The 16,225-nt window shown below is 24.1% G+C and carries 14 protein-coding genes; 4 read left to right on the forward strand and 10 right to left on the reverse strand.

Features of this window, described 5'->3' with window-relative positions:
• Nucleotides 1-771 precede the first annotated feature (771 nt).
• From CSGHG_RS19915 to CSGHG_RS19920, 7 genes are all read right to left on the reverse strand, one after another.
• Nucleotides 772-2,244 carry a VanW family protein gene (locus CSGHG_RS19915; RefSeq protein ID WP_010293180.1) on the reverse strand — a complete coding sequence of 491 codons (1,473 nt, stop codon included), beginning with the start codon at nucleotides 2,242-2,244 and terminating at the stop codon, nucleotides 772-774.
• A 556-nt stretch (nucleotides 2,245-2,800) separates the two neighbouring features.
• Complete coding sequence (locus tag CSGHG_RS04955) at nucleotides 2,801-4,129, reverse strand: VanW family protein (protein ID WP_010293181.1); 1,329 nt, start codon at nucleotides 4,127-4,129, stop codon at nucleotides 2,801-2,803.
• 264 nt (nucleotides 4,130-4,393) lie between these two features.
• Nucleotides 4,394-5,314, reverse strand: coding sequence for a zf-HC2 domain-containing protein (locus tag CSGHG_RS04960; protein ID WP_010293182.1), 921 nt, complete (start codon nucleotides 5,312-5,314; stop codon nucleotides 4,394-4,396).
• A 4-nt stretch (nucleotides 5,315-5,318) separates the two neighbouring features.
• Nucleotides 5,319-5,804: an RNA polymerase sigma factor SigX gene (locus CSGHG_RS04965; protein ID WP_010293183.1), complete on the reverse strand. Its 486-nt coding sequence runs from the start codon at nucleotides 5,802-5,804 to the stop codon at nucleotides 5,319-5,321.
• Between the two features lie 408 nt (nucleotides 5,805-6,212).
• Nucleotides 6,213-7,391, reverse strand: a complete 1,179-nt coding sequence (locus CSGHG_RS04970) for an acetyl-CoA C-acetyltransferase (protein WP_010293185.1) — start codon at nucleotides 7,389-7,391, stop codon at nucleotides 6,213-6,215.
• 1,119 nt (nucleotides 7,392-8,510) lie between these two features.
• Nucleotides 8,511-9,035 carry a Gx transporter family protein gene (locus CSGHG_RS04975; RefSeq protein WP_010293186.1) on the reverse strand — a complete coding sequence of 175 codons (525 nt, stop codon included), beginning with the start codon at nucleotides 9,033-9,035 and terminating at the stop codon, nucleotides 8,511-8,513.
• 9 nt (nucleotides 9,036-9,044) lie between these two features.
• The gene (locus CSGHG_RS19920) at nucleotides 9,045-9,374 is read right to left on the reverse strand and encodes a NusG domain II-containing protein (protein ID WP_010293187.1); all 330 of its coding nucleotides are present in this window, start codon (nucleotides 9,372-9,374) and stop codon (nucleotides 9,045-9,047) included.
• Nucleotides 9,375-9,938: 564 nt separating this feature from the next.
• On the opposite strand from CSGHG_RS19920, the gene CSGHG_RS04985 reads away from it, so the two are divergent.
• Both CSGHG_RS04985 and CSGHG_RS04990 read left to right on the forward strand, forming a co-directional pair.
• Nucleotides 9,939-10,394 (forward strand): FMN-binding protein, encoded by a 456-nt coding sequence (locus CSGHG_RS04985; RefSeq protein ID WP_010293190.1) that lies wholly within the window; start codon nucleotides 9,939-9,941, stop codon nucleotides 10,392-10,394.
• Between the two features lie 112 nt (nucleotides 10,395-10,506).
• Nucleotides 10,507-11,535 carry an FAD:protein FMN transferase gene (locus tag CSGHG_RS04990; RefSeq protein ID WP_010293191.1) on the forward strand — a complete coding sequence of 343 codons (1,029 nt, stop codon included), beginning with the start codon at nucleotides 10,507-10,509 and terminating at the stop codon, nucleotides 11,533-11,535.
• 105 nt (nucleotides 11,536-11,640) lie between these two features.
• On the opposite strand, the gene CSGHG_RS04995 is transcribed toward CSGHG_RS04990, so the two are convergent.
• Nucleotides 11,641-11,889: a DUF3892 domain-containing protein gene (locus CSGHG_RS04995; RefSeq protein ID WP_010293192.1), complete on the reverse strand. Its 249-nt coding sequence runs from the start codon at nucleotides 11,887-11,889 to the stop codon at nucleotides 11,641-11,643.
• A gap of 190 nt (nucleotides 11,890-12,079) precedes the next feature.
• Between CSGHG_RS04995 and CSGHG_RS05000 the strand changes: the two genes are divergently transcribed.
• Nucleotides 12,080-12,301 carry a TetR/AcrR family transcriptional regulator gene (locus CSGHG_RS05000; RefSeq protein WP_010293193.1) on the forward strand — a complete coding sequence of 74 codons (222 nt, stop codon included), beginning with the start codon at nucleotides 12,080-12,082 and terminating at the stop codon, nucleotides 12,299-12,301.
• A gap of 56 nt (nucleotides 12,302-12,357) precedes the next feature.
• Complete coding sequence (locus CSGHG_RS23045) at nucleotides 12,358-12,627, forward strand: hypothetical protein (protein WP_010293194.1); 270 nt, start codon at nucleotides 12,358-12,360, stop codon at nucleotides 12,625-12,627.
• A 51-nt stretch (nucleotides 12,628-12,678) separates the two neighbouring features.
• Here CSGHG_RS23045 and CSGHG_RS05005 read toward each other — a convergent pair whose 3' ends face one another.
• Entirely contained in the window at nucleotides 12,679-13,791 is a 1,113-nt protein-coding gene (locus tag CSGHG_RS05005) for a hypothetical protein (protein WP_010293195.1), read from the reverse strand.
• Complete coding sequence (fliS, locus tag CSGHG_RS05010; RefSeq protein ID WP_010293199.1) at nucleotides 13,767-15,455, reverse strand: flagellar export chaperone FliS; 1,689 nt, start codon at nucleotides 15,453-15,455, stop codon at nucleotides 13,767-13,769. The genes CSGHG_RS05005 and fliS overlap by 25 nt, the downstream gene beginning before the upstream one ends.
• Nucleotides 15,456-16,225: the final 770 nt, after the last annotated feature.

Consider the following 16,225-nt stretch of genomic DNA (forward strand, 5'->3'; position numbering starts at 1 on the left):
CCTTTATAAATATATATTTTACATTGTAGTTAAAATATTGTATTATAGTTAATAATTTAATTTAACTTATTAATTATTTCTAAAAATTTCTAAATATATATATACCTATTTTTTTATTATGTGCATAAACTATAATTGAATTAAAATTGACTTTTATTTTATCATATAGAGGAATAAGCTCCAATTTAAATTTCATTAATATTGAGGTGATATCTATTGCGTAACATTGCATTATTTATAAATAATATATTATTAATTTTATTTATTTTTGATTTATTTTTAAGAGTAACTTTTTCCACAAGGAAAATATTTTTACCTTCCCATAAAAAAATAACAAAACTTAAAACAGAATCATTGGTTTTATTATGTTATTTTTTATCAATATCTTTAATCCTTATCAATAGTTTAGAAGCTTTAATAATAGGAGTTACCATTCTTATAATGCTTAAAATACTTGAACTTAATAAAGAAAATACTATTTTTTTAAAGAAAATAGCTTTACTTTTATGTATAGGTGGAAGCATAGTAACTTTAATACTTTCAACAATATCTATCTTTCAATATGGAATATATTCTTTAAGACAAAGTCTTTTATTGGTATTTAACATAGCCTCATCTTTTACAAAAGGTATTATAGATATTTTTGTTGCTTTCATAATAATATTCTTTTTTATAAATATTATTAGCAATATCAAACATTAATATATATTATTTTAAATTAAAAGAGCCTCCTTATAACTGGACGCTCTTTTAATTTAATCTATATAATTATTAATTCGGTTTTGATTCATTCGGTTTTGAATCTTCTGGTTTAGAATCGTCTGGCTTTGAATCTTGTGGCTTAGATTCTTCCTTTTTAGGTTCATCTTTTTTAGACTCGTCTTTTTTAGTTTCGTCTTTTTTTGTTTCGGCCTTTCCTGTACCTCTTCTAATTATCGTAGGTAATGGCTGATATGTGTCAGTATTTATTAATTCAGTATTTATTAATACCCCATTCTCATATGTTAATCTATAGGCCTTAACTTTATGTCCAATAGATCCATTTTGTGTTACTTCTTCTTTGCCTGCTGCCAATGTAGAATCATCTTTATATTCTGTAGTTGTTGGTATAGTTTCATATTCTTCACTAGTAAATTCATAACTTTTAGATGTTTTTACAGCTGAGTTAGAGTACATATTAAAAGTAACTGTTCCTCCACCGGCAACACCTTCTATATATATTGGATAATTTGTAGAATTAGTAAATATATAATCCACCCCACCATAAGATATAGTTGCATCTAATCCTAAAGGAACATAAGATACTGGCAAATTATGATTTAATCTAGAGTCTGGTAAAATTCCCATTCTCAAAACTGCATTATGTAGAGTACTTGAAACTTGGCATATTCCTCCACCATATCCAGTCTCTAATTTATCACCTACTATTTCTATTCCAGACATATATCCTTTATCCGGTGTAGTATCTCCTACTATTGTATTAAAACTAAATTTTTCTCCAGGCATTAACAATGTTCCATTTACAGTACTAGCGCCTAGTTCAATATTTACACTTTTATTATAATTTGAAGGATCATAGTTTGTACTATAAGTTGATATTAAAGTATCTATTTTAGCCAACTCATCTTTAGTAATAGTAGGCTTGTCCTCTACCATTTTACCTTCTATAACAACTTCCTTTTCAGAAGCACTAGATTTAGTCATTTTATTAATTATTTCTGCTTTTAAGCTTTCCATATCTAACTTAGATCCTACTTGTTCTGGTGTTATGTTAAAATTACCGCCATAACCTGATATAGTAGCTTCTGTTTTAGGTTTATTAAGTTCATTTGCAATAGCATTTACTTTTTCATCTATTGGTTTTACATCATAAGTAAATTTGATTTCATGGTCTTTAACTTCGCCATTTTTTATCATCTTGAATTTTTCAAATGTAGAATTATTTTTACCTTCTTTTAGAACATCATCTACTGTTTTTTCGTAGTCAAATTTTAAAGATAAATCTTTATAATTTATATCATAGTTTTTTCCACCTGCTTTTACTACAATCTTCTTTTTTTCCATATTATTTTTATAATTTTGGTCTATAATTTTTACAGCTTCTTCTTTTGTTTTTCCTGAAAGGTCGATACCTTGTATCCTCATACCTGGATATATAGCATTTTCATATTTAGAAACTGTACTTTTAACGTATGCAGTTCCACCACCTATAGCAATAACTACTACTAATGCAGAAATTGCCATTCCAATTTTTAGTTTTTTATTATTTTTTAATTTTTGAAGTTTTTGATTTTTTATCTTTTTTTAAGTCCTCGCCCATATAATAAAATTCCTTTCATATTTTTTAAAAAACTTAAAGTATTATAGTGAAACAAGCCAAAACTTTAATTTATCTGTTGAATTTTAATATTTGTTATCATTTTAAAGTTAGCTTTATTAAAGAACTATAATCTTATCATAACCCTTTTAGAAATTAAAACCCTTCAAGTATAATTTAATCATGATTTTAAATTTCTATAACAACTATTAAATAAATTTATCATAATTTCATCTATAAGTATACCATATAGATAGTACTTTTCCAGTGTCATAATTATTACAAATTTAACTGATTTTAAATAATTTTATAAATTATCTTCGATTTTCTTATTTAAATTTATATTTAAATAAAAACAAAACTTTTGAAAATATTTGTCAAAAGTTTTATCTTATGTAGATTTAAACTCTATAAATTAATACAAACTTTTAAATTTATATGTAGGCTTAAATTTTACTTTTCTTATCTATATAACTTTTAGAGCTACTTATGCTTTAGAATAACTTTATTAACAGGTTTATAATAATCATCATATAAAAGTTTAGATTCTATTAATTCACTATTTTCATATACATTTCTATAAGTTTTTACTTTATAACCTATACTACCTGGATTTTTAATTTTCATATCACCACTAGCAATTGTATTATCAATTATATACTCTGTTTCTATTGGCTTTTCCCAATAAACTTCTTGTAAAAACTCATAATTTCTACTCTTTAAAGAATTATTAGAATATATATTAAAAACCACTTCATTATTCTCTATGTAACTTTGTATATATAAAGGATATCCTAATGTATTAGAAAATTTATAATCTATATAATCATAAGCTATTGTTGCATCCATGCCTAAATTTGTGTATCTTACAGGCATATCATGATTTTTTCGTTCTGTAGGTATTATTCCAGAATTTAATATAGCATTATGAAGTGTTGTAGATACTTGGCATATTCCTCCACCAATTCCATCTTCAAGTTTTCCATCTATTATTATCTTTGATGGTACATATCCTTTTGCTGCAGTAGTATCTCCAATTAATTCATTAAAACTATATGTACTTCCATTCATTATTAATATACCATTATTACTATTAGTACAAAGTTCTATATTTTTAGATCTGCCGTCATCACCTGGAGATATTTTGGTTCTTGCACTTCCTATAAGCCTATTTATATTTTTTAAATTCTCTGTAGTTATATTCGGAGTTTTTTCTGTAACTTTAATATTATACTTTGCATTTAAATTTCTATTAGATATTATCAGTGATTCTATGTCCATTAAAATTTTATCTTTATCTATTTCTTCTTTATTTTTATGTGGAGTTATTATAAATTTTCCATCAATCAAATCAATTTTTGCATCTACACTTTCTTTATTTAAGTTTTGTTCTAGTTTATTTAATATATCTATAACTATATTTTTATCATGAGTAAAACTTAAACTTAAGTTTACTTCTTGTGGCTTTTTTATAAGCTTATATTTCTCATAAATATTTTTATCTTTTCCATAATTAAATGCCTTATCTACAACTTTATCAATATCATAATTAGCTTTTATATCTTTGTAAGGAATAGTAATTTTCTCCCCTTTAAAGTCCATAATTATACCACTTTTTTCTAAAGGAGTTTCAAATTTGGCATTTAATAATCTTTTTGCATCATCTTTAGTGAGTCCACCTACATTATATCCTTGAATTTTTACATTAGGATATATTATAGATTCATATTTATCTGTGTTAGATTTAACATAAATATAATATGATATAAATGTTATTAAAAAAATATTATAACGCCTACTACTACCACACATATATTCCTTTTATTATTTTTCATTAACAGTTCACCTCACTAAAAATATTTATTAATCTAATATAAATATTTTTAGTATATCTACTTATAATATACAGTGAAAAATTTTCCCAATAGAATAAGTTATAAATAACCATTGATTTATTTATAATATTTAATTTTAAAACAATATTTTCAAGCATCTTTAATTCTCAAAATGGAAAAGCATCATTCTTTTGAATAATGCTTTTTATTTTATAACCAATTAATATTCTTTACCTAAAACTTATTTATTGGGATTAATTTCAATTTGCCCCTTCCATGAACCTACAACTTTTCCTATTCTATTAACGTTTATATCCAAATTCACAGGATATTCTAAAGGATTAAAACCAACAAATGTTACAGTTCCTTCTGTTTTCTCTCCAAGCTCACGAATACCTATTTCTAGTTTATTTCCATCTTTAAACAATTCGAAAGGTGAACGACCTTCTTCACTTTGTAAAAATGTAAGTGTTGAGAATGTACCCTCTTTTTTATCTAAATAATATTCAGGATCATCTACTTGTTTTCCATCTTTAATACCATCATATTTTAAATCTAAGCCTTTAGTATCATACTCAACAGGAATACGATTTCCATCTTTATCCTCTATTCTATAATTAATAGATACTCTAGATTCTGAAACATATAAATCTGTTAAATGAATAGTAATATCCTTATCTATAATCTTTTTATCTAAAGTTTGAAACTGACCATTTTTAGTTCCATCTACAACTGTTCCATCTTCCCTAACTAGTGTTTCATTAACAATAGAATCTTCTAGCACATAAGTTGAAAATAAACTCTGCACTCCTTTTGCTGCCATAGGTAAAGCCATTATCATTAAGGCTGCCATTGTAACTGTAGTAATTTTTTTTAAATTTCTTTTATTCATATTTATAAACACTCCTCTAATTTTACTAATTATGTTTTGATTATTTAAATTATCTTCTAATCTATTCCATGCTTTTTCAACATCAATTGTTTCTCTTTGTATATCCTGATTTCTTAGTTCAATTTCCCATTCATTAATTTCTAATAGTTTATTAAATTCACTCTGACAAACCTTACAACTATCTAAATGCTTAGATACTTTTTTCATCATTTCTAATGAAAGTTCTCCATCAATATATGATTGTAATATTCCTGAATCATAACACTTCATATTTTTACCTCCAGTTTTCTCTATAAACATCTCTAAATTTTTTCTGAGCTCTAACTAACATTGTTCCTACATTAGACGTTTCTATTTGTAGTATCTCTGCTATTTCTTTATATTTAAGTCCTGAGTATCTCAATAATAAAAGTTTTTTATCTTGTTCTTTTAATTTTTCCATAACATTCCGTACATTTTCAATTTCCTCCTTTCGAATATATTGTTCATCAACCATCTCCATATCTTCTTCTATAAAACTACCTACTTTTTCTATACGAGCTTTATGTCTTTTTTCTGATCTTAAATAATTGTATGAAACATATATAGCTGATTTATTAAACCATCCTGTAACATTTTCAATTTCTCTCCAATTTATTTTGTATAATTGCATAAACACTTCTTGTGATAAATCTTCAGCTATAGCCTGATCTTTAACAATTCTCATAACTTGCTTAACAACATACACATAATATTCTTTAAATAATTCTTCAAATTCCATAAATGTTAAATCCTCTCCTAGTTCTATTTGTAAAGTTTATCTTTATTTAATATGTAAATTAATTTTAAATTCTTATAAATATTTATTTTACTTTTATAATTTTGTACACTCATATATATAGAACCCAGATTTATAATTTTTATAACATATTTTTTATTTTATTTTATTTTTCTATTTTCTTATTTTACATCACATACTAATTGACATATTTATAACACTCTATAAAAAATTAAAAGCTTTGCAATACTTTAAAATAAGTAATGCAAAGCTTTTATTAATAAATAAATTATAATTTTATAATAAAAATAACTATTTATGTAATCATTCTATTTAATATTTTATTCACTTAAAAAAGGGAAATTAAAATTAATTAATCTCCCTTGTAAATATAGTATAACTTTTAAATTATTATCTTTCTACTATTAAAGCAGTTCCTTGTCCACCACCTATGCATAGTGTAGCAAGACCTGTTTTACAATCTCTTTTAGCCATTTCATGAATTAAAGAAACTAAAATTCTAGCACCTGATGCACCGATTGGATGACCTAATGCTATAGCTCCTCCATTAACATTTACTATTTCTGTATTTAAATTTAAATCTTTTGCAACTGCTATAGATTGAGATGCAAAAGCTTCATTAGCTTCAATTAAATCTATATCTTCAATTTTTAAATTAGCTTTTTCTAATGCTTTTTTTGTAGCTGGAATTGGTCCACAACCCATTATTTTTGGATCTAAACCTGCTGATCCGTAAGATTTAATAGTTGCTAAAGGTTTTACTCCTAATTCATCAGCTTTTTCTTTAGACATCACAATTAACATTGCTGATCCATCATTTATTCCTGATGCATTTCCTGCTGTTACTGTACCATCTTTTTTAAATGCTGGCTTTAACTTAGCTAACTTTTCTATTGTCATATTAAATTTTGGGAACTCATCAGTATCAAATATTATTGGATCTTTTTTTCTTTGAGGAACTTCAACTGGAACTATTTCATCTTTGAATCTTCCTTCTTTTATTGCTCTCTCTGCTTTTAATTGACTATTTAAAGCAAATTCATCTTGCATTTCTCTAGTTATGCCGTATTTTTCAGCAACGTTTTCAGCTGTTATTCCCATATGATAGTTGTTAAATGCTTCCCATAAACCATCTTTTATCATTGTATCTACAACTGTTCCGTCACCCATTCTTTGTCCCCATCTGTTATTTGGTAAAACATATGGTGCAGTACTCATGCTTTCTGCTCCACCTACTAACATAACATCAGCATCGCCAGCTTTAATTATTTGTGCTGCTAAACTAACTGCTCTAAGACCTGATCCACAAACTTTATTTATTGACATAGCTGTTGATTCTTCTTTTAATCCAGCTTTTACAGCAATTTGACGAGCAACGTTTTGTCCTAATCCACCTGATAAAACACAACCGATTATAGCTTCATCTATAACATCTGCACTTATTCCAGCTCTTTTTATTGCCTCTTTAGCTGTTAAAACTCCTAAGTCTACAGCTGAAAATTTAGATAAGCCACCTCCAAATGAACCTATAGGTGTTCTTACTGCACTAGCAATTACTACTTCTCTCATGATTAAAATCCCCCTAAATAAAAATATTTTAATAATTTGTATTTAAATTAATATTTAAATCTATACATTTAAAATAAAAGCAAAATAAGATTTTTCTAAAATTTTTTATTAATTTTAGTTAAGTATAAATTTTATGTTTTTCTTTTTATAAGGTTTCAAATTACCATCAAAATTTATTTTGAAATTTGAATACCCAAAAGAGTGATGCAAGCTTTGAACCATCTAAATTCAACCTACATTTAAAATGAAAATATTTTAAATCTATTTGAATAATCTTAAATTTTAGCTTGTTTCCCTATATCATTAATAGAATATGATATATTGTTAACTTTTATTAATGATTGTATAAATTTAAACATAAAAATTTAACTATTAATAAACTATAAGTTATTTATTATATAAAACTTTAACACCTTAATATAACTTAATCTAATATTATATTTTATACTATTTGAATTTTAAATAGATTCTTTGTATTCAATGGTAAATGATTACATTTTTGACATTTAATTAACTATATAGTGTCTAGCCTATATATTTGTTTTTTATTAACAAATCATTCTATTATACCCCATAATTTTATACTCGTATATTTATAGATAAAAATTTATAAATATATGAATAGTCTAAAAATTTTTATCGCAACTTAATCTATATATATTTATCTATTCAAGTATCAATGACTTTAAAATCATTAAAATTTTGTAATATATTTTTAAATAACTTTAATAAATATATTATCATTAATTTTTATAAAATCTATATTTCTCAAAGAATTTTCTGTAAACTCAATTTTATTATACACTCTATTTATGAAATATTCTATATCTTTTAATTATTTTTTATAATCTATATAATTTTTCAAACTAAAATGTATTAATTAATCTGTTATTCTTTTAAAGAATATAACAATTTTTTGTTTATAATATATTTTATTTGTATTTTAAATAAAATTCAATTTAACTATTTTAAAATATAAAATTAATAAATTTAAAATAGAATATATAAATTATAAAAAACTGAATTTTTATTCTTTGTTTTATATTAATTATTCACAAAAAATAAAATTCAGTTTACTTTTTAATCAAATCTATTAAATTTTAAAATAATTCATTTACTTTACATAAAACCATTGTTCATTTTTTTATTAATTGTTTTTAAATGACTTAAAGCATAATATGAAGTAAACCCTACAAAAATTCCTGTTCCAATTCCTGCTATAGTAAGTATAGGTAGATATAATAAAACACCCCATGTTTCAACAATTAATGATGCTACTATTAATTGACCTATATTATGAAATACAGCACCTATAACACTTACACCTATTATACTTACTTTATTCTTTAATAATTTTTTAATTACAGCCATTGATATAAAGCTAAAAATTGCTCCACCTAAACTATACATTAGTCTTGACACACTTCCACCAAACATAACTGATAGTACTATTCTAATTGCCAATACTAAAAATGTTTCTTTATAATTTAAAGTATATAATGCTATAACCGTTATGATATTGGATAATCCAAGTCTTGCACCTGGAGTTATAAATGGTATAGGAAGCATACCCTCTACTATATGTAAAACTAATGCTTGAGATATCAACAATGATATATATACTAATTTGCTAGTTTTCTTCACAATATTCTCCTATCCAGATATAAAATCTTCTTCAGTATTATTATTTTTTATGTTTCCTTTTATTTCAATTACAACTTTATGGGGTAAGCAAACTACAGTTTCACCTACCCTATGTATATATCCAACTTGTTTACAAACTTTATCTTTACAATCAGAGTCAATTATACCTATTTTATTATCCATCACTTTTATAATATTATATCCGTTTTTAGTTTCTAATTTAAATTCCTCTTCTCCTACATGATTATCAAGTCTTATTTCTTTAAAAACTTTTCCATCACTAGTTACTACTGCATAAATTTGTTCTGATATTACACCTGAATTATTTACATAAAACACCAAATACGGTATAAAGGATATAAAAAAAGAATAACTATAATTATAATATCTAATTTTTTTATAACTTTCATATCACCTTTCCATCCTATCAATTTGTTTTAGGCATATAAAATAATAAATCTTAATACAATGAATATGCCTTATTATAGTTATTTTACTAAAATAACTTGTAGCTTTCTAGTTTTTTATTATTTTCAAGTAAATATTTAATGAAACTACCTTATAGAAAGTAACTTAATTTTTAAATTTTTCAAAGTGAAATTATATTCCTTCACTTTTTTAAAATTGATAAATAAATAACTGCTATTTTTGTATAATTTAAAATTTAAATTTTTATAATTCCCTGTTTTAACCTACTATTTAACTGTTACATATGAAATTTGGCTAAATAGAGCTTTTTTTTAAATTTATTTTAATTTTTCTATAATAATCTTTACTTTTTCTTATTTTTTATATAAAATTAATAATAAATAGAGAATTCTTGAAATTGAATTTATTAAATTTATTGTTTTTTTTAGTCAATATAAAATAAAATTTATTTTAGTTTTAACAGGGGGTTTTTTTATGAACAAAAAATTAGTTAGTATTATAGGTGCAACATTAGTAGCAGGAACACTATTAGTTGGATGTGGTTCTTCAACTGCTAAAGGTCCACAAGACGGAAGTTATAAAGCTGAATATTCTGAAGCTGATGACCATGGTTGGGTAGGCTTTGTTGAAATAAAAGTTGCAGATGGAAAAATAACAGAAGCTAAATCTGATTATGTAAATGCTGAAGGAAAACTTAAAAGTGAAGATAAAGAATATGAAGAAAACATGAAAAAAGCTTCTGATTCTTATCCTGCTAAGTTCTCAAAAGAATTTAGCACTGCATTAGTTGAAAAAGGAAATGTAGATGAAATAGATAACATTTCTGGTGCAACTACTTCATCTAATGATTTTAAATTATTAGCTAAAGAAGCTTTAAATGCAGCTAATAAAGGTAATACTGACACTATTAAAGTTAAGCCTTCAAAATAATTTATAGTTTTCTAAAAGCTTTAGGTTAAAATCCTAAAGCTTTTTTATGATATAATATAAAAAAATGTAATTTTATTTACTTATATTCTATATATTAAACGGAGGATAAAATATGAATAAACTTAAAAAATATTCTTTTACTTTTGTTATTTTATCTATACTATTTTTAGTTGGTTGTTCAAAAACACCATCAGAACCACTTTCAAGAACTGAACTTATTATGGGTACTGTATGTACAGTTCAAATTTTTGATTCAAAAGATAGTTCTATATTAGATGAATGTTTTAATAAACTTACTGATTTAGAAAATTTAGTTAGTATAAATAAAGAAAATACAGAACTTGATAAGGTTAATAACATGTCTGGGAAATCAGCAGTTTCAGTAAGCAATGATACATATAATATTATAAAAAGTGGAATAAGCTATAGTTCTTTATCTAATGGAAACTTTGATATAACTATTGGTCCTATTGTTAAACTTTGGGGCATAGGAACTGATTCTGCTCGTCTTCCTAGCGATACAGAAATTAATGAAAAAAAATCTTTTATAAACTATAAAGATGTTATTTTGGATGATAGCAATAAAACTGTTTTCCTTAAAAACCCTAATATGATTATTGATTTAGGTGGTATTGCCAAAGGCTATGCTGCAGATGTACTTACTGATATATTAAAAAAGCACAATGTTAATAGTGCTATGATTAACCTTGGTGGAAATTTATATATCTTAGGAAATAAAGAAGATGGTACTAAGTGGCGAATAGGTATACAAGATCCTAATGACTCAAATAGTACTGTAGGAAATTTATTAGTTAATGATAAATCCATAGTTACTTCTGGTGTATATGAACGCTTTTTTGAGGAAAACGGTAAAAAATATCATCATATACTTAACCCTAAAACTGGTTACCCTTATGAAAATGATCTTTTAGGTGTAACTATAATTAGTGATAAATCTGTTGATGGTGATGCATTATCTACCACTACATTTGCCCTTGGCTGTGATGAAGGATTAAAATTCATAAATTCTTTAGAAAATATAGATGCTATTTTTATAACTAAAGATAATGAAATATATTTAAGTGATGGGCTTAAAGACAATTTTAATGTTACTAACGCTAACTATAAATTGAAAAATTAATAAAAAGGTGTGCTATAAATTAAATCCCTATCTGTCAAACAGATAATATGGGAGTGAATCTATAGTACACCTTTTCTTTTTTTATATTAACAAATATATATATATTTAAAATATTGGTTTATTGCTTAAATTATCTTCTTCTGTTCCATTAGGATTACTTTTTATGAACTCTCTTCCATTCTTAGCTTTTCCCACATTAACGCCATTTATCATTCCATTTTTGGTCATGTCTATTGCTTGTTTTATAGGATAAGCCTCTCCATTAGATAGCATAACATCAGTTATATCACCTTCAGAATTTTTTCTTACTTTTTGAACAGTTAAATTTTCATTTTTTGATTGATTTTTATTCATAAATATCACCTCTTGTGAATATTATGTTTTATATATTCAAAATTTATTCAATTTTAAATATAACTCATTATTTATTGTGTATTTTATTTAGGTTGACAAACTCTTTTGTCCAAACCTATAATCATTATTATATACTTTTTAAATTGTACATTTTGTACAAGTAAATAATAATTTATGAGGTGGTTTGACAGTGCCCAATATCAATAATAAAGATGTTGAAAGTAGTATAATTAATTGTGCAAAAGATTTGTTTATTCAAAGAGGTTATGAAAAAGTTGATATGAAACTTATTGCAAAAAAATGCAATCTTCCAATTGGTACAGTTTTTAATTACTTTCCTAACAAAAGTAGAATTTACATGAAATTACTAGAAGATAGTTGGAATTATACTTTTAATAGAATAAAAAATTAAATTCACTTGAGGCTAACTTAAGAATAGATAATCTTATAGAAATACTGTACGATGATATGTGTTCTAGAAAAATTTTTAATACTGAATCTATAAATTTAGATTTATTAGAAAGGCAGAATGACTATGTAATAAATTCTATTGCTCACATAATCAACTCTTTTGAACACAACCCAAAGGATATTGTTAACTATCTTTATAGCACTACCTTTGTTAAGGATATTTTAGATTATATTAACGAGCTTATAACAAATTCACATAGTTCAAGAAAAGAAAATCTTAATCTCTTAGCTAGATTTGTAAATAAATTAATGTCTAATAAATTCTAATTAATAAAAGTAATAGAAGGTGTTTATTTTTTACACCTTCTACTACTTTTATTATGCTTTATAAACAAATCCCTTATTATAAACTAATCCCTGAAGAATTTGTTTCTTATATTTTTCAAGTTGAACATTAACAAACTCTATATTTTTGCTTATTTCATTATTTCTATTTTTTAATTCTGTTCTTTCTATTTTTTTGATTTCTAAAATTTTATTTGATAATAATTTATATTGAGCTAGTCCCTCTAATAATTCTTTATATACATTTTCTATTTCCAAATGTAATTTTAAAGTTAATTCTTCTACTGAACTAAATATAGCAGAGTATAAATTATCACACACTATTATAGAATCTTCTATAATTTCTCTTTTTATAGTTTCATATTTACCACCATCTTTTTCATTCTGCTTTGAAAATATAGTAGATAAACCAGATGTTAAATTCTTCAAAACATTCTTTTTAGGGAATAAACTTATTTCATCATCTAAACTATTTATATAATCCTCATAACACATAGAAATTTTTTCTTTTAATTTATGATTTTCTATAAATTTAATTTCTTTAAATTCCTTAGCAAATTCTCCTGATATTGGTATAACCTTGTTAGTATTATTATTTATATTTCTTATAACTTCTAACTCATTAAAATATATCTTTTCATATTTACTTAAGAATATATCAAATTGACTTTTCATAAGCTTATTCATATTCTCTTTATACCATATTAAAATCTCTTCTGAAACTTTGTTTCTAGCTTCTTCTCTAATATTTTTACTTTCTTTTAATTCGTCAACCACTTTAACATTTTCTTCTATTACTGCTGGAACAATAGTATTTATTTTTGTATTAATATATTCCTGCAATAAATTAGTATCTTGAGTTACCCTATCTTTAAAGTTTTCTATATTAGATTTCACTTCATCATCAAACTCTTTATACTTAAAGCTAGCTTCTTCCATAAGTTGAACTTCTAAACCTTTTTTCAAGAATTCATCTTCACACTCTTGATTTATATAATTCAATTCTTTAGAAAGGTTATTATAAAATTCATTATATCTATACATAGTTATATTATTAGGATGTAATACTTGTATTTTTTCAAGTACATCATTGTAATTTTTACCATTATAGAATGAAATATTTATATTAAATCCTGTTTTTTCCAACCAATTATTAAACTCTTCAATATCTTTTTAGTAAAATATTCTACCCCTTTTATAACAAATAAAACTTTATTTAAATTTTTCTTTTTATATATTTCTACTGAGTTTAATATATCTTGTTTTAAATCTCCACTGCTAGTTTTTAACATTACAACAGATATATCCGCTAAATCTAAATTTCTTTGACTACTTTCTAAAATTACATACTCTTCTTTATCTACTTTTTCTTTAAATTCACCATTCTCTTCAATTAATTTATCTAAAATACTTTCTTCATCTATATATTTAGGTAATATTTCTAATACCTTTATTCCTCTTCCCATAATTCTACATTGTTCATTATATTCTATATCAGTGTCCCTATCACACTTTTTACTAATATCCTTTAACTTACCAACTAAATCACTCCACGGATAACTTTCCAGTGTATTTTTAGTTCCTGTTAGTTTATTTACACTAATTCTAAGTACTTCATTTATTATATTCACATCAAAATCTATCTTGCGTATTTCATTTATTGATAATAATTTTGTTGAACACTCAATACTTTCATCATAAAATCCATTATTAAAAGCAGCAACCATGAAATAAAATATTATATTTTCTTCTAAATCTCTAACTAATTTATTATTGTACTTTTTACTATCTATATCATCATAAACTTCTCTTAAAATATCTATACAAACATCAAAATACTTATAGTCCCCATTTTTATAACTTATTTTTATTAGCATGTTATTTAAGTATTTTACAAATCCCTCAAATAAAATATCATCATTTTTTATTCCATCATATAATGTTTTAGAAAGTAATTTCCATTGTTTAAAATCTAATGAATATAATGTTTCATTTAAAATTTCTATTACCTTTTGAAGATATTCCATTGTAAAATTTTTAGTTTCTTTACAACATTGTGATGCAATATCTATAAAATATTTATCCTTAGTTTTTAAATATTGATTATAACAAATCTCTAAAGATTTTATATAGCTTTCTTTATCTTTTAAAAATACTACTACATCTTTATCTACGTTCTCATAATATGGTATAACTTTTAATACATTTATTGCTGCCTCATAAGCTCTATCCACATCACTTATTGTCTTAGCTGCATAATATATACATTTATTTTTTTCTAGGAATAAAAATTCTCTATCACTTACAATTTGTTCATAAAGCTCCAAAGATTTTTCTACATCGCTACATATATCCCCCAAGTTTTTTCTTGCCCACATAGATAATTCAAATATAGTAATATCACTATTATCTTGAACCATATTAAAAAGTCTACTTTGTTCTTTAGTGATAACTGAAAGTACTTCTATAACTTTTTCAAAATGCTCTTGTGCAAAACTTCTATTATTTTTTTGTATGTATAATTCTCCTAAAGAAAAGTGACATGTTACAAGTTTTTTAAGATCATCATATTCTAACTTTGCTGCAGGTATATAGCTTAAATCTTTAACTAAATCATTAAAAAATTTTATTAATTGATTATCTTCAACCTCTTTACAAAATGAATTTTTTAAAACCCACTGATAATGTCTTTTCAATACTAAGGCTACTTCACAACTTTCCTTAGGATTAGATATACTTAAGTAAAAATTGAATTTTTCAACATTCTCATAAGACCTTTGTAAGAATTTTATTTGATTTTTTAGTATCACAATTTTTCACTCCTTAAATACTATATATAATATAATATTTTATTATAAATTTTAATTATCAACTATTTTAATTATTATTAGGAATATATAATCATTTATCAAATTCATATATAAAAAAATTTTATTAATAACGAGCTAAATATGTTCCTAATGTTTTAAATTTGAACTTATTTTTTATATAATACTTACTTACAATACATCGTCTATATGTCACTGTATTGACAAGTATATTATAAAAAGCATTATACCTTTCTCTACTTATACAATATACTTAAATTTAATAAAAACTTCTAGTTAATTTCAAAAAATTTTATTATTTTTTATAGTATTGAATTTTCCAATAGCTAACCGGTTTATTATTTGATATAAAAATAGATATCTCATGTATTATTTAATATTAAAATAAATTTTTCATTTTTCTTACTTGCTATATACTTATAATTGTTTTATAATAACATTAATTTTAAAATGCGTTGAAGAAGAAAAGTATCATAAATACTAATTCACAGAGAAAAGGTGTTGGTGAGAATCCTTTAAGGTTTATTATTTAATATAATACTCCTAATATAGGTTTATGAGAAGTGCCCTTCTGAGCTGAGTTCTGAAAGTAGGTATTATTCAAATAGAAATATGCCTTCTAGTATGGATTTCCAGGTTCGCCTGTTATAGCGATAGAATATAAATTTGTATTCGATTTTCAAGTGGGGTTTTTTTACCCAATTAGAGTGGAACCACGGAGTATATAATCTTCGTCTCTTATTTATAGAGAC

This window comes from Clostridium senegalense JC122, from assembly GCF_000285575.1.
Classification (GTDB): domain Bacteria; phylum Bacillota; class Clostridia; order Clostridiales; family Clostridiaceae; genus Clostridium_J; species Clostridium_J senegalense.

Coding starts and splice junctions, on each gene's coding strand:
- CSGHG_RS19915 (WP_010293180.1), bottom strand. CDS start 2,244: ATGGCAATTTCTGCATTAGTAGTAGTTATTGCTATAGGTGGTGGAACT.
- CSGHG_RS04955 (WP_010293181.1), bottom strand. CDS start 4,129: ATGTGTGGTAGTAGTAGGCGTTATAATATTTTTTTAATAACATTTATA.
- CSGHG_RS04960 (WP_010293182.1), bottom strand. CDS start 5,314: ATGAAGTGTTATGATTCAGGAATATTACAATCATATATTGATGGAGAA.
- CSGHG_RS04965 (WP_010293183.1), bottom strand. CDS start 5,804: ATGGAATTTGAAGAATTATTTAAAGAATATTATGTGTATGTTGTTAAG.
- CSGHG_RS04970 (WP_010293185.1), bottom strand. CDS start 7,391: ATGAGAGAAGTAGTAATTGCTAGTGCAGTAAGAACACCTATAGGTTCA.
- CSGHG_RS04985 (WP_010293190.1), top strand. CDS start 9,939: ATGAACAAAAAATTAGTTAGTATTATAGGTGCAACATTAGTAGCAGGA.
- CSGHG_RS04990 (WP_010293191.1), top strand. CDS start 10,507: ATGAATAAACTTAAAAAATATTCTTTTACTTTTGTTATTTTATCTATA.
- CSGHG_RS04995 (WP_010293192.1), bottom strand. CDS start 11,889: ATGAATAAAAATCAATCAAAAAATGAAAATTTAACTGTTCAAAAAGTA.
- CSGHG_RS23045 (WP_010293194.1), top strand. CDS start 12,358: ATGTGTTCTAGAAAAATTTTTAATACTGAATCTATAAATTTAGATTTA.